Origin of the sequence: Paenibacillus sp. LC231 (genome assembly GCF_001860525.1) — a bacterium.
GTDB lineage: Bacteria > Bacillota > Bacilli > Paenibacillales > Paenibacillaceae > Paenibacillus_AQ.
Map to the genome: position 1 here is coordinate 1 of NZ_JFOM01000030.1, position 14,812 is coordinate 14,812.

12 protein-coding genes and 1 pseudogene are annotated in these 14,812 nt (G+C 45.7%); 6 read left to right on the plus strand and 7 right to left on the minus strand.

All coding sequences use genetic code 11. The features are described from left to right. Nucleotides 1–303: 303 nt before the first annotated feature. A pseudogene (locus AK95_RS34930) lies at nt 304–592 on the plus strand (MFS transporter); the annotation flags it as partial. 680 nt (nt 593–1,272) lie between these two features. Here the strand turns inward: AK95_RS34930 and AK95_RS20385 are convergent. Continuing rightward, nucleotides 1,273–1,800, minus strand: coding sequence for a hypothetical protein (locus tag AK95_RS20385; RefSeq protein WP_162487618.1), 528 nt, complete (start codon nt 1,798–1,800; stop codon nt 1,273–1,275). 866 nt (nt 1,801–2,666) lie between these two features. After that, nucleotides 2,667–3,542, minus strand: a complete 876-nt coding sequence (locus AK95_RS20395; RefSeq protein WP_235613181.1) for a S1C family serine protease — start codon at nt 3,540–3,542, stop codon at nt 2,667–2,669. A 214-nt stretch (nt 3,543–3,756) separates the two neighbouring features. Between AK95_RS20395 and AK95_RS20400 the strand changes: the two genes are divergently transcribed. Next, nucleotides 3,757–5,733 (plus strand): ATP-dependent DNA helicase, encoded by a 1,977-nt coding sequence (locus AK95_RS20400; protein ID WP_071221749.1) that lies wholly within the window; start codon nt 3,757–3,759, stop codon nt 5,731–5,733. A gap of 332 nt (nt 5,734–6,065) precedes the next feature. Here AK95_RS20400 and AK95_RS20405 read toward each other — a convergent pair whose 3' ends face one another. Genes AK95_RS20405 through AK95_RS20415 form a run of 3 tightly spaced genes read right to left on the minus strand, consistent with a single transcriptional unit; the run spans nt 6,066 to nt 8,237 of the window. Then, nucleotides 6,066–6,725 carry a DUF998 domain-containing protein gene (locus tag AK95_RS20405; protein WP_071221750.1) on the minus strand — a complete coding sequence of 220 codons (660 nt, stop codon included), beginning with the start codon at nt 6,723–6,725 and terminating at the stop codon, nt 6,066–6,068. Next, nucleotides 6,718–7,149 carry a hypothetical protein gene (locus AK95_RS20410; RefSeq protein ID WP_071221751.1) on the minus strand — a complete coding sequence of 144 codons (432 nt, stop codon included), beginning with the start codon at nt 7,147–7,149 and terminating at the stop codon, nt 6,718–6,720. The genes AK95_RS20405 and AK95_RS20410 overlap by 8 nt, the downstream gene beginning before the upstream one ends. Continuing rightward, nucleotides 7,146–8,237, minus strand: a complete 1,092-nt coding sequence (locus AK95_RS20415) for an alpha/beta fold hydrolase (RefSeq protein ID WP_343225169.1) — start codon at nt 8,235–8,237, stop codon at nt 7,146–7,148. Before AK95_RS20415 ends, AK95_RS20410 begins: the two co-directional genes overlap by 4 nt. A gap of 725 nt (nt 8,238–8,962) precedes the next feature. On the opposite strand from AK95_RS20415, the gene AK95_RS20420 reads away from it, so the two are divergent. The 4 genes from AK95_RS20420 (at nt 8,963) to AK95_RS20435 (ending at nt 11,741) form a co-directional block, all read left to right on the plus strand. Then, complete coding sequence (locus tag AK95_RS20420) at nt 8,963–9,514, plus strand: NADPH-dependent FMN reductase (RefSeq protein WP_071221752.1); 552 nt, start codon at nt 8,963–8,965, stop codon at nt 9,512–9,514. A 181-nt stretch (nt 9,515–9,695) separates the two neighbouring features. Continuing rightward, a complete protein-coding gene (locus AK95_RS20425; RefSeq protein WP_235613182.1) occupies nt 9,696–10,874 on the plus strand; it encodes an SGNH/GDSL hydrolase family protein in 1,179 nt (392 codons plus the stop codon). Between the two features lie 47 nt (nt 10,875–10,921). Further along, a complete protein-coding gene (locus AK95_RS20430) occupies nt 10,922–11,269 on the plus strand; it encodes an ester cyclase (protein WP_071221753.1) in 348 nt (115 codons plus the stop codon). 70 nt (nt 11,270–11,339) lie between these two features. Next, entirely contained in the window at nt 11,340–11,741 is a 402-nt protein-coding gene (locus tag AK95_RS20435; protein ID WP_071221754.1) for an ester cyclase, read from the plus strand. A 278-nt stretch (nt 11,742–12,019) separates the two neighbouring features. Here AK95_RS20435 and AK95_RS20440 read toward each other — a convergent pair whose 3' ends face one another. Further along, nucleotides 12,020–12,907, minus strand: a complete 888-nt coding sequence (locus AK95_RS20440; protein ID WP_071221755.1) for a sugar phosphate isomerase/epimerase family protein — start codon at nt 12,905–12,907, stop codon at nt 12,020–12,022. Between the two features lie 243 nt (nt 12,908–13,150). Then, complete coding sequence (locus tag AK95_RS20445) at nt 13,151–14,809, minus strand: ABC transporter substrate-binding protein (RefSeq protein ID WP_071221756.1); 1,659 nt, start codon at nt 14,807–14,809, stop codon at nt 13,151–13,153. Nucleotides 14,810–14,812 lie beyond the last annotated feature (3 nt).

The following is a 14,812-nucleotide window of genomic DNA, read 5'->3' on the forward strand; positions in this document are numbered from 1 at the left end:
TCCCGCATGCCCTTTCTACTGTCCCCAGCCACCGACTCCCCTGGATTCTCTTCTTTCATGTTTAGCTCAGGGTGAAATCCTGCGAATTCATGAGTTTGAGTGAGGAAATTGAATCACTTCGAGGGAGCTTAACAGTTGGCATACTTAAATAAGCAGCAACTGGAGGTGCAGGAAAGGGTCATAATATTAGATGCGGCAATGCCTTTAAGTAAGACCTCAAACGTATGCTCAAAAGTGGGCCTGCGTCGCTCCATCAGCTGCTCTACCAGCTCCTCAAAGCTTAGGATTTGTATAGACGAGCGTGTGTTCGTGTTCGTTATTGCCAGTTTGATTGGCTCGAAAGTCGGCGGCTACAGCGCTGATAGTCGGGGCATCAAATACACGCTCGTTTCAGGGATGGTGCTTCACGTCATTTCGTTGATTTTGCTATCCTTAGTCGGCTGTCGGCGCAGGAATCGGCGGGCTGATCGTTAACCGTGTTTCTTTGGCATCCATTACCTGGTTCGGGGTACTCGGCGTACTCATTGCCATTTCCGTGTTTGTATTGTCCAGCATGGCATCACGGCATTCAGTGGTGCAGTCAGCAGATTAAGGGTATGCAAAACATAAAATAGTTGATATAGGTCTTACGGGACAAGTCTATTCATGGCAGCATAGCGAGCTCAGAGACTGGTTCGCTATGTTGCCGGCTCCTTTTCCCGGGTCTGTGAACACGCACTGCAACCTCTGCCCATAACATTAGACACTCATCTAATCGGTAATCGGACTATGTTCTTGTCCTCGACTCGAGACAAGAACTTGAACCGCTAAAACAAAAAAAGCCGCTAAATTAGCGACTTTCAATGGGACTATAATCTTGTCCCGACAATTCCTACTACTGTTATTGCTTCTAAGGATTATCATATAGTATTGTATTCGATTTGTCGTAAGCACGAATCCCAAAAACCTCACCGGTATTAGTCTTAATATGAATATACCAAAATTTCTTACCCTTGATTTCTTTACCTTCGATATAAAAATCTAAAGGTATTAATATTGCCTTAATGTTATTCACTTCAATCCTATCAACTTGTTCAGTTGCTAATCCAAATACGAGATCACCAACTCTAGTATATCCATTGATTGGTTCTGAAATTTTTTAGTTTATATTTAATCCACCACCAGCACTAAAGGAATTGAATCTCCAACCAAACAATCCTTTAGATAATGTAGAGTAGTCGTAAATTATAGAACTCCCCTGCCCTTTAGTTTAACACTGAGCATACTTTATTATTATTTTCCTCCAACATGAAACACACCAATTACGGTTGTACCTTCAACATCATAAAGAGGGATATCACGACCATCTGGTGATCTATTGTTCTGTAACGCGATGGCATCCTGGGGTGACTTTGGTTGTTCACCGTCTAAATCTTTTTTCAGCACATATCCTGCAGTGCCATCTATGCCTATTGCGCTAATTAATTCGGGTTCTGTTTCTGGAGAAGCAGCATCTGAGGATGAACCGTATGTCTGCCCATTTTCATTTTCAGGATAGTTAGGAGAATGTTCGGAGCTTTGATTATTCGTGCTTTTAGCAAATGAGCTTTGGTACCCCAGTACACCTCCTACTACACAAACGATAATAACCAGACCAATCAATTTTCTGATGCCTTTAGAATACACCCTCACATTTTTCACTCCTTTCTCACACTTACTCTGTAATCGTTCCGTCCCGTTCTTTTCACCTTCTAGTCCCTCATCTTTGAATGTTAGACCGGATAAAAGCGTATACGATGAAATTATTTTTATTTTTTTCATAAAAATAACCCCTCACTATTACCTGGTTTGTATCTTTGGTCACTTCCTCTTCAATATCTAGGTTAGCGACTTCATCTCTTGGAAATTGTTTTGGAAAGGAGCATAATAAAAATCTCCATATTCAGTTACTACCCTTTCCGCCGGTTCCGTTAGTGCTTTTCTGTTGTATTCATTTTGCCAATCTGATACTGCTTTTTTTGGTGGAGTGGTGTCATTAATAGTCGAGTCTACAACTTGTTTATTAACTATAAGTTCTCTGACTATAAATAATGCGCTCATTAATACAAGACAACTTGCTGCAATATTGCAGCTCTTCTTAAATACTTCTTATTCATGATCACTCCCCCCTTCAAAGATGTTTCAGGTATGCACTGGAATGTATAATCGTAAACGGTATAGTTTAGACATCTCCACTTCTCCTTCGTTTTTTTTATTTTTGTAATATAACCATGTGTACGTTCATTTCTCCATATGATTTATGATCCACTTTCTCGTTTCCTTCAACTTAGTAAACACCAATAAAGGAAACAAAGTTACATAAAAAAAATTGAATCAGATGAAATAGTACTTTTGGGTATATTTGTAACATGCCCATGGCCACTATTATCTCCAAGTGTTAGTGGAGTCATAGACAACTATCTAATCGGTAATCGGACCATCTTCTTGTCCTATACGGCAATCGGTATAATTTCCTGTCTTTGGCTCGGGTTACGAAATTGTACCGATAAAATAAAAAAACCGCTATAACAGCGACTGGACTGACCTAATGGTTACATTTTGTAAATCGTTATCCTTTTGTTATCGCAGCAAGATCATTCTCTATCCTTTAAAACAGCCGATCCATATGGATCAGCTGCCTACTACTATTAAAACATAATCTTCTCATATTTCTCCAAATAATCGATTGGAATAGCAAGACCTACGGGGATAGAGTGGCCTCCCTGTGATGTAGTTGTTGTGGCATACACAACTGCAATAACATTTCCCTTATTGTTAATAACAGGGCTGCCGCTGTTTCCGTTATGAATTGGAGCCTGTATCATAAGCATGGGGAGCTGGGGATCCTCTAATGGGGTAAATCCTAGCACTGTGCCTTCAGTGGCGATTCGAGAGAATGCTAGCGGATTTCCGATGACATGAATAGGGTCGCCCTCTTGATAGGCTATCTCTGTTTCCAATTGGAGTGTAGGTAGGTTGTTCGCATTGTCTCTAATTTTTAGTATGGAGATATCGATCTCGCTGTCACTTACGATAACATCTGCCAAATATGTTTTTCCATTAAAGAATTGGATGATGCAAGCCTCGTCATTATCCATAACATGTTGATTCGTTATAATGAGTCCGTTTGGAGCGATATTAAACCCTGTACCTTTCCGACCACCAATACTAACGTTGACAACGGCTTGCTTATATTGCTGGATCTGTTCATTTTGTGATAACTGTGAATCCTTTTTCAAAAACCGTAGTGTCGGTAGATTATAAATCTGTGGTATAAAAGCAATTAGATTACCGAGTAGAAGAATGGCCAACATCATAATAATTGTTTTTTTGATCCATGTTCTTTTGGGTGGTGGATTCAACTCATCTTCTTCATTGTCATCTTCCAGGTTCCAAAATTCTTCTTCCCATTCAAGTGGGATATCAGTATCATTTACCGGATCGGCGGATGTTTTGGGATCATTCGGCTCATCGTTACGGATGGAAAATACCTCCCTGCTCAAGAGAAATAGAATAAAAAACACGGATTCAAGATAATTATACCAAACCTTGGCAGACCGTGATCGGAAGCTACAATCTCATTGGAATGCAGCTTGTTTTTTTATTATTATCGTTTTGGACATAGTGTTCACTTCCTCTCTCTTTGAATCGTTGAGAAAAGTGGGTTGCCAAACCTCTTCATTCATGAGATAATTTTAGTTTTCCTAATAAGAATATGATAGTCTCGGAGGCGTAAGCGTGGAGCGATATCCTTTCTCCTATGATCCGTCAGAGCCGTTCGTCAAGCAGGTCGGCGATTGGGTTGCGGATGTTTTTTATGATGTGTTACCTGAACATGGATTTGATGTCCGGGATGAACAAATTTTTATGGCTTACCAATTGGAAAGAGCCTATGCCAGTAAGAAAACAATTTTCGCTGAAGCTGGGGTAGGTACGGGAAAAACACTCGTGTATCTGCTTTATGCAGTTAACTATGCAAGATATACACGCAAGCCTGCAGTGATTGCCTGTGCAGATGAGTCGCTCATTGAGCAACTTGTAAAACAGGAAGGAGACATAGCTAAGCTTGCCCGTTATTTGGACTTACAAATTGATGCGCGGCTTGGTAAATCCCCTGATCAATATCTATGTCTTAAAAAAATTGACGGCGTTCGTCTTCAGGATGAAGATGCGGCGGTTATTGAAGACGTGTATGAAAATCTTCCTGATTTTGTTCATTCCCCAGGAACGATGCAATCTTTTTACCCTTACGGCGATCGTAAGGAATACCCTCATCTGAATGATGAACAGTGGAATAAGATCAACTGGGATTCATTTCAGGATTGTTTTGTATGTGATCAAAGACATCGCTGCGGCATGACCTTATCTCGGGACCATTATCGTAAATCTACAGACCTTATTATCTGCTCCCATGATTACTACATGGAACATGTGTGGACCTATGAGGGAAGAAAAAGAGAAGGTCAGCTTCCACTGCTCCCGGAACATAGTTCAGTCGTCTTTGACGAAGGACATTTACTCGAAACGGCAGCACAGCATGCCCTCAGTTATAAGCTGAAGCATAGTGCATATGAAGAGATTATTACTCGTCTTCTAGATGGAGAGATCAGGGAAACGCTAGCCGAACGAATTGAAGATTCCATTGATCAGAGTCAGCTTGTGTTTTCTCTGGTAGCGGAGCAAAGTACAGCGATACCCGGTTCTGATCGAAAACAAATCCGAATGGATGAGAAGCTTCTTCAAGAACTGAATCGCTGGAAAGGTACGATCGAAGCTATTGATGAAGAGCTGGTCTTTGAAAGTGGCTTGCATACGCTTGATGAATATAAGCTGCGTATCGTTGAGGAGCATCTGGAGATGATCCAAACGGCTCTTCATCTGTTCCGTGATCCTGATACTTTCATTTGCTGGGCGGAAGAAAATGTGGATGGGGCTGCAACCCTTGCCATTATGCCGCAAACGGTCAAGGAAGTGCTGGAGGACCGGGTATTCGGGCTTCAGATGCCAATTGTATTCTCATCTGCAACCTTGTCGGTAGATGGATCTTTTGATTACGTAGCAGGAAGTCTCGGAATTAGCGAATTTTTATCTTTTTCCGTGAACTCTCCGTACGATTACGAGAAGCAGATGAAGCTCTTGGCACCGCGTGAACTTTTGCAAGATGGAGAGATTCGGAGTGAGGTTGTTGCTGCGAAGAAGCTGGCCCTGGCGGCCAAGCTGATCAAACGTACCGAAGGACGAGCTCTATTGTTATTTAGAACAATGAATGAGCTTCGCGAGTTTAAGCAAGCCGCTTCGCACCATCCAGATTTCGCATCCTATACCATGCTGTATGAAGGTGACCGTGAAATTAGCAGCCTCATAGCTGAATTCCAAAACACAGAGGAAAGCGTGCTCTGTGCGGCAAGCCTATGGGAGGGGTTGGACGTACCGGGACCTTCATTATCCAATGTTATGATTTGGTCATTGCCTTATCCCCCGGAAGATCCTGTATTTATGGCTAAACGGGAAGCCGCTGATTCAGCATATGAAGAAGTAGACCTGCCATATATGCTGCTTCGCTTACGGCAAGGATTAGGTAGACTCATTCGCTCATCGACGGATCAAGGGATTGCAGCCATCTTGGATGCGGAAATTTTGCTCAATCAGCATGTCAGAGATAGAGTTGAAGCAGTATTGCCGCCTGGAGCTATACTTGAAGTAGAATCGTTGTAGTTAATCCTTCGAAATCGTATTAACGTAAGCTCGGAAAAACACCTGTTCTGTAACGCAATTCAAGTCATAAAGCAGACCTGGAGCGTGTCAGAACAGGTGTTTTTATACTGTATTATGTGTGGGAATGTTACTCATAGACACTATTTTGAGATGTAATCAATATAATTGGAACGTAATAACTGAGTAATTTTCTGGATGTCTGGAGTTCTCGAACAGCCACTCCAATAATCATAAGATCGGACTCTATTCTCTCCAATCATGGTATTTCCCATAGAAAGGATATCGAAGTAACTATACATGTATTTTTTCTTCTGTGTTTAACTCGATTACATTTATTTAGAAGCTCCGAGCTTGGCTCCATGAATCCCTACAATAATCAGCCACGTAATCTCCGCCAAGATTAAGAACCGTCCGAACATACCGGCTAAAACCTCCGGTCCGAATTGCCCGTCTTGCGGAATTTGAAACACAAATACCAGCATCGCGACGATTGCAATACTCGCGATTGTGAGCAGCACTCTCTTCACAGGACGCCAAACATCAAGTCGACATAACGAAAGACTAATCAGTAATGCGGCTACCGGCGTGTAGTCCAGCATCGCTCCGATTGAGTGCATGCTGCCGCTAAACGTTGCATCATCCGGACTAACGGAGATGGGATCGGTCACGAAGATGCCTGCGATTATTACGCCTATTGCACTGATTCCAAGAATAACAAGTCCGATGAAACCCGTAACCGTACGTATATGCGGGAATATCGTAATTGCTACGCTGATTTGAGCAAATGCCAGCAATCCAAAAGCCAGGTGCATCATCCAACCAAAGTCGCCAAGAGCATATTTGCTGATAAAACGCCATGTCGGATCAAATTCGGGCTGCAGCAGATGCAGGCTGCATAGGAGAAGCACGAACAATGCTCCTGAGAAAATTGACGCTAGCGCGAATCTGGAAGCCGTCACCGTTAAAGGTTTTGCTACCAACTGCTTAACCAATGACCATCCCTCCTGCTGGCGAGACTCTCGTCATCGTCGTTTCATAACCTCCCCCGCCGGGGTAATGCCATGCCCCCGAATGGGTATCTCCGTCAGAGCGGAATGCCCCTTTATAATAGGAAGGCGATCCTTTGTCTCCAGCCCAAATGACGAGTGAGTCTCCTTCCAATTCATACACATAATCGAAGGTATTGCCTAACGTATCATAATAACGGGACCGAATATCCGGACTCTTGCTTTCGCCGAAGGGCTTTAAATGCCCAATCATCTCGATCCCTTTCACTTCTTGTCCGTTCTGGGAAAGATGGACGTGTTGTATCAAAAAGTGCCCGCCTTCCATCCACTCGTAGGTTATCGTTCCTTCTGCTCCGCCGCTGATTTGCCAAGTACCGACTAGTCGGTCCAACGTTTGAATATTCGTCATGCTCCCACTCTCCTTAATTGTTCGGAATCCGATATGGCTTTTGCTACAACATCAGGAGCCATGACAACCGCGGAATGATCTTGACCGGCAAGCGAATGTGCAGCAGCCTTTGGAAGAAGTTCGACAAGCGCACGTGCCGCGCCATGGAAAAGCGGTTCGCTGTTTTCCCCAGTCATAACCAAAGTAGGAATCGTAACGTTCCATCTGCCGGTTGGCAGCGGGTTCCCGGATTGCGTCGCTCCCATAATGATGCCATCATAAGCAAGAGTATGCGCCAGGGACTCCATCTTGTTCCAAGAAGGATCGGCTTTCATATAGCCGATATATTCCCCGAGAATGCCTAGAGCCTCGGATGCGAAATATTCGACTGCTTCAGACCTTTTCTCGGCTTTGATTAGTCCATTCAAATGTTCGACGTAATCACTAGGTACAGGCTTACGGCTGTCGTTAATAATGAATGGCGGTTCATACAAGAAGAGTTTTGCGACTGAATCTCCTAACAAGCTCGCGGCCTCAAGCGCCAACACGGCCCCGGATGAGCTTCCGAACAAGTAAGCTTGCCCTCCGGCGACTGTAATTAAAGCCTCGATATCTTCCACTTCACGTGTGATTTCGTAAGGTGAAGTATCCGTACTGCGGCCTCGTCCGCGACGATCGTAATTGTATACGGTGAAGTTGACCGACAAGTGCTCGGCTAACGGAGAAGCATCCTTATAATCAGCCGCTGCCGATGATATGAGGATGATTGCAGGGCCAGTTCCTTGTTTGGTATAAGCGATTTGTGTCCCATCTTTTGAAATAACGGTTTCCATTGAGTTTTTGCCTCCTATTAAATTTTCTAAGTATTCTTCCAGTCGATCATAAGAATCGGTGAATCCTTCAATCATGCCCATCGCTTCAGCGCGGTCCAATTGTTCGTTGGTAGCGAATCGCGTCACGATACTAATCCGCGTTCCTCCGCTTTTCTCCTCGAACAACACGGTTGTGTACATTTCGCTATCCGAAACGATATTCCAATCGCTGTCAGCAAAAGTGTGCTGCGCAAGCGTACCATCCCGGCCTCGCTCAAGATCCGCAAATGACGGGATACGTGCGGCTGATGCCTAGCGCTCTTGGACGATTTCCCCTACCGATTTGGGCCTATTCCTTAGCAACTCAACGATGTTGAATCAATTGAGTACGGCAAGGTAAGTACACTTAACTGAATTGTTGCTGATCTCATAATCTTAATATACACATTAATGTATATACGTGTCAATATATATAAAAAAATAACTCAAATCAAAACCCGTAAACACGAAGAGACAGCCCCACATAGATTAAAGCTTTACGAGGCTGCCTCTTTTGTATTGGCGTCAATGGATGAGTACTACCCTATGCCCTTATATTTTGCGAGTACTTTTCTGCTAAATGTGCCCAATCAGCATCATTCTTAGCTTGCATTACATTGCACGTAACGAAGGCCGGAAGAAAAGTACCGTTGCATTTCGTTAGCGTTCTACCAATAGGGCGCAGGAATTCACTGATTGTATTTCATCATCATAGGAATTACCCGTACTGCAAAGTGGATGTCAGGTGGTCACAACGCTCGTCATCGCAACCACCGTCAATGAGTGTTGCAAGTGCTTTGGCGGATTCCCGATTTGAAAAAAAAATTCATTTGTACCACTTGACACGTTACCGTATGGTAACGTATTATACAAACATAACAAGTGACCTAATGGTCACATGATATCGCAAACGGATCTGTTTGTCAGCCGGTGACTTGCATATCCATTCCGACAACCATTGAAAATGAAAGGTGATGTTGTAAATGAAAGTAACCTTGATTGCAGGCAGTAACCGCACAAACGCAAGCAGCACGAACCTACTTCGGTATATTGACAGCCTTTTAGAAGCCCAGAACATATCTGTCCAATTCATTGATTTATCGGAGCTACGACTGCCGCTTTTTTCACCCGACAACTGGGATTTCCATCCTAACGTTAAGCATGTATTGGAAGCAATTGCAGAGGCAGACGGTTTGATTCTTGCAACGCCGGAATACCATGGCTCCGTATCAGGAGCACTTAAAAACGCCCTAGACTACATAACCGGAAACCAGGTTGCGGGCAAGGCAGTGCTTTCCGTAAGTTCCGCCGGCGGTCCGCTCGGAGTTAGCTCTCTGTCGCATTTGCAGACTATTGTACGTAATTTGCACGGAATTAACTGTTCGCAGTGGATTTCGATCGGATATGGATCGAACACGTTCGGCCCCGATGGCGCTCCGATAGATGAGGGTATGAAAGACCGAATTCGAGATGCGGTCGGCAGTTTCGTGGATCTGACCCGTAAGCTAACACCGATAGCAGCGGCAGCAAACTAACAGCACAATCCCTTTTTTAAGAGATCAGAAAGTATAAACTTCCGTAGTTTAACACCCTAATCTCACAAGAAAAGCTACAGCTTAACATGGTCTGTCTTCTTTGAAAGTACGTCGATAGACGTTTTTATTATTACCATTAGGTTACCAAATGGTAACATGATACCAAAGGAGATGTTTCTTCTTGATAATAAATCAACTTAAGTATTCTGACGGCCATTGGATGGGATCTTGGTTTGCAAGTCAAACGTACTTTGATGGGAACTTTGCCGAAGCGCGATTCGAGGATCAGACCATCCGAATGATTATACATCCGCATGCCTTCGGTTCAAAGGTCCGCCTGAAGTTTTCCAATCTTTACGGTTCCGAGCCTGCGGTCTTCGGCACAGTAACAGCAGCATTAGCCGCAAAAGACGGGGAAACCGTTCCCGGAACTAGTCGGCAAGTTGCCTTGAATGGTCAATTCTCCATCGTCATTCCTGCAGGGGAAGAAGTTTATTCAGACTCTGTCGATCTCCAAGTAAACGAACATGTTGACGTAGCTGTCAGCGTTTATGTTCCTGAGTCGACCCGAGCCTCAACATGGCATTTTTCGCCTCCTAGGTCCACTTATGTCGCCGAGGGGAATCATGCCGACGATAGTAGCGCGGATTTTTTTCGAAAAAAAATTCATTCTTATTACTGGCTATCCGGTATGGAGGTTTTAACACAAGGTGAGCCTTTTCATGTCATTGTCGCACTTGGTGATTCCATTACAGAGGGGAGTACATCGACTCCAGATGCTAACCATCGTTGGCCGGATATTTTCTGTGAACGACTTCGTCGAGAACATCCCTCCCATCCGATCTCCGTTCTCAATGCGGGAATCGTTGGCAATCAAATATTGAAAAAGGGGCCAGAGGTTGGTCTGCCTATAGGTGGAGAAAGCGTGCTTTCCCGCCTGGATCGTGACCTGTTTTCACATTCTGGAGTTACCGATGTGATCTTTCTCGAAGGAATCAATGATATTGGACTCGGAAATGCGACCGCAAATCAGATTATTGATGGAATGAGGGAATTGGCAGCCCAAGTACATGAGAACGGACTGCGCATTTTTGCTGCTACCCTCCCACCGTTTGGCGGCGCTCCGTACTACTCCAATGAGAAGGAGCTCATCCGGCAAGAAGTGAACCGCTGGATCCTGACCAACGAAGTATTTGACGGTATTATCGACTTTAACACTGCGCTGGCTGATCCGGAGCATCCCGAACAACTGCTTCCCGTCTATGATTTCGGCGATCATCTTCATCCTTGCGATGCCGGATTCAAAGCATTAGCCGATTGTATTCCATTGTCCCTGTTTATAAAATCTGACTTGGCTTGACCCAGTACAACTGGTTTCAATAAACATTAAAAAAGGAGATGTTTTATATGAAAACGATGGAACAAGAAAATACAGAAGTGGTGACCGCGTTTATCGAGGACATTGCGAATCAGGGCATGTTGGAAAAGACCGATCAATTCTTTGCCCCGCAAATCGTGGAGGCTTTTACGGATCGGCGGTTTACCGTGGAAGAAATCCTGGCCCAAGGCGAGAAGGTCATCGCTAGAATTTTCATGACGGCTGTGCATGCTGGCCATTTTGCCGGAAATACGCCTACTGGAAAAACCGTGAAGGTAACACAGTTCCGCGAATTCCGGGTCATCGACGGAGACATCGCTGATCACCGCGGCTGGTTCGATACGGCTACGCTTTTGCCTCAAATCCAGACTCAATAACTGCTGATAAAGTAAGACAGTTCGCCGTTAACTAATTCCCAATAACCCATTCATAAGGAGATGTTTGAGAATGAAAACGATGGAACAAAAAAATGTGGAAACAGTAAACCAATTTATCGAGGCATTTTGGAATCAGAGTGAATTGGACTCCGTGGATCGATTTCTGTCCAACGATTATCAAGAGCTTTCTTACCAATCTAAGGAAGGTCTGAAAAAATTCGCAGCAACGATCCTGGAGGCATTTCCTGATAAACAATACACCGTGGAAGAGATCATCGGTCAAGGGAATAAGGTGCTCGTGAGAATGACTGTGAGAGGCACACATGAAGGCATGTTCTTTGGAACCGCCCCCACGGGCAATACGATTGATGTCACGCTGTACCGTCAATATCGTGTAGAGGACGGCAAGATCGCAGAGCATCGAGGCTGGATCGACATGGTGACCATGTGGAGCCAAATTCGAGGCAGCTAACTTCCCATAAATATCATCACGTACTACCGATCCAAAACTTGGGTCGGTAGTACGTTTGTAAGAAACTTATCGAATCGGCAATAGGTCCATGTTGCAAAAGCAGATTTCCGGCCGGGCGGTATCTTTCATTACAGCCAGAAACCTTCTGTCTGCGATATAATGTGGGTTACATTAGTATGCAGTGAAATTGTTGCATCGTAGAAAATCGTTTACGCCAGTTTCAATTGAATATAGCCGACATTAAAAAAACACCAACCACAGGTGATTTGTAGTAGAAATCACACCGGATTCGGTATGAAATCTCCACCTCGGCATCGCTTCAAATAATGAAGCGCATGAACCTGTCCCGTCATCTCAAGCTCCCCGTTATATACGGGATCATGCCAGCCTTCAATATCGATCGTTCCCTCATAGTTGCCCTGCCGCAAAATCGTGATGATGTCGGTCCAGTCGATGTCACCGAATCCGGGCGTACGGTGCCATACATAAGGCTTCGGCCCGTGAATGCCATATTCCCTCACGATGTCCCAAGCAATCGTCGCATCCTTGCCATGGACGTGGAATACTTTATCCACCCATTTCCGCAGCTGCGGTATCGGATCGATCAAAGAGACCATCTGATGGCAGGGCTCCCACTGCAGACCGATATGGTCCGATGGGATGGCGTTGAACATCATCTCCCATGCCGTCGGATTATGGGCAATGTTCCAATCCCCCGTCTCCCATGTCCCGCCCATATCGCAGTTCTCGAACGCAATGCGGACGCCTTGATCTGCCGCTCTTTTGGACAGCTCGCCGAACACCTTCGCATATTGCGGAATCGAGGCGTCGATGGATTCGCCTGCCAATCGTCCGGTAAAACCGGAAATGATATCGGTGCCGAAGAGATGGGCATGATCGATCAGACGCTCCCAGCTCGCCAAAGTATCAGTATTACCGCCTTCTCCGGTCAGCGGATTGCCGAAGATCCCAAGCGTTGACACGATAAAACCGTGTTCAGCTTGCAGCTCGCGAACTCGCTTGGCCGTCTCCGCAAGATCGGTAGCACCGGTCGTCTGCCAGAAGGTGAGGCTGAACGATTCAAAGCCGTGGGGCGCAATCTGAGGAATTACGCGTACAGCGTCCCCGCCGCCAACCAGCGTTCCGATGCGCAATAAATTCGCCATGTAGTTTACCACTCCCAATTTAACGTTAGTATGCGTATGCAAGTTCAGTATAACTAGATTTCCCTGCTTTTTCTCGTCCTATCTTGTGCTTTACTAGTTTAATATTGCGGGAGTTTCTAGACTTGACTCCTCCAGCTCCACCAAAGCCTTGATCACCTTCAATTCCGGCAGGAGCCAGCTGCCCCCGCCGCGTCCGGGGCGTAGACTCCTGCCCCCAAGAAGCAGAGCTTATCGCGCCACGGTTTACTTCGAAATTGTCGATGAGTCGTAGGCAGCCTGCATGATTTCAAGATAACGCTGCATGTTCAAGCCCTCCAGCCCTTTCACGTAATCATCCCAATCTTTATCCAGACTCTTAGCGCCGGTAATGAACAGCAAGGCGTTCTGATCGACATAGTCTTTGATGTTGGTCTGCATCATGCTGGCTTCATCGGCGACCAACGGGTCTACCCATAGCGCCCAGTGCGGGAGTATTTCTTTCGGCTCCTTGCCTTCCATCAATAATGTCGCCTCGTAAAGGCGGCGTTCGTAACCATCGTTCGCGTAAATATCCGTGCCCTGAACCTCGGCATCGCGGTATGCCCGGTGATGGTTATATTGGGTTAGTGCCCCCCAGCTGTCATTGCGGGGCTGCTCCCCGGATTCAAGCGGGATCGATTTATAGAGCGGTTCCACTTTGTCGTTCAGCGCGATTTCTCCATCCTGCGGCTTGCGCCAACTATTGCCTTCTTCACCAAGATAGGAAAGCATCGCCCCTTCTTGCGTATAGAAATAATCCAGCATTTTAATGGCGGAGATTTGCGTCTCTTTGCTCGCTTTATTCGTCAGAACGAAGGATGCGCCCGGATCGATCGGATAGTTGAACGTTGCATAATTGGCATGCGGTCCTTGCAGAGGCGGAAGCGGGTTGTAGTCCTTGCTGTAGGGTGCATCTTCTCCTGTTGTTAAAAACAGGGCGGGATGCATGCCTGCTCCGGCACCCAATAGCTGTGCGTCCGCGTTATCCCCGATTTTTTTGTACGCGCCTGCATTTTGCGTAAACGCCCCTGGGTCAATGAGTCCGCCGTCATACAGCGATTTGATGTAGGCCAGAGCTTCACGCCACTCTGGTTTGTTCGCAGCGGTGTCTACCTTCCCCTCCTTCATGATGAGGTACGTTCTGTCGTCGTTGTAAATAAAGCCATTCATGAGGTACGGAATCACGTGAACGCCGAAATTTTCGACGGATCCGCTGAGCGGCACTTCGTCCGCCTTGCCGTTTCCGTTCGGGTCCTGCGTCTTGAAGGCTTCAAGGACCGCTTTGAATTCTTCCGGCGTCGTCGGCTGCGCAAGCCCGAGCTGATCAAGCCACTTCGTATTGATCCACATTTTATTCGGGTACGAGCAGTGGAAGCATTCGTTTAAGCCGGTCAATCCGTAAATCTTGCCGTCAGGAGCGGTGTTCATAGCCTTATAATATTCGTTGTTCTCCAGTACTTCCTTAATGTGGGGAGCATGCTCTTCGATCAGGTCGTTAAGCGAGATGATCACCCCCTGCTGACCGAACTTCAGCAAATCCGTCTGCGAGAAACGGTCCACCCAAGGAATAAGCATATACAAATCCGGATAGTCGCCGGACGCAAGTGAAATTTGCCGCTTTTCGGCCGCGCCGTCAAACGGAACGGTTATCCAGTTGAACTTGATGCCGAATTGCTCTTCCATTTTTTTCGTAAACTTGTTCGTTTTCAGATCCACATCCGAGCTTTGATGGGCAAATACGTTGATCGTAACCTTCTCACCGGAATCCTGTAAGCCGCCTTCTGTCCCTTCGCTTCCTTCGTTGTCGTTTCCGCCGGAGCATCCGGCAAGTACCAAACCAAGCATCAGTATGAGTACAAGCAGACGGGGTCCTGTTTTTCTCAAATC

What these genes read in the sequence shown, in the direction of transcription:
- AK95_RS20385 (WP_162487618.1), bottom strand. Translation starts at nt 1,800, where the DNA reads ATGAAAAAAATAAAAATAATTTCATCGTATACGCTTTTATCCGGTCTA.
- AK95_RS20430 (WP_071221753.1), top strand. Translation starts at nt 10,922, where the DNA reads ATGAAAACGATGGAACAAGAAAATACAGAAGTGGTGACCGCGTTTATC.
- AK95_RS20410 (WP_071221751.1), bottom strand. Translation starts at nt 7,149, where the DNA reads ATGACGAATATTCAAACGTTGGACCGACTAGTCGGTACTTGGCAAATC.
- AK95_RS20435 (WP_071221754.1), top strand. Translation starts at nt 11,340, where the DNA reads ATGAAAACGATGGAACAAAAAAATGTGGAAACAGTAAACCAATTTATC.
- AK95_RS20440 (WP_071221755.1), bottom strand. Translation starts at nt 12,907, where the DNA reads ATGGCGAATTTATTGCGCATCGGAACGCTGGTTGGCGGCGGGGACGCT.
- AK95_RS20420 (WP_071221752.1), top strand. Translation starts at nt 8,963, where the DNA reads ATGAAAGTAACCTTGATTGCAGGCAGTAACCGCACAAACGCAAGCAGC.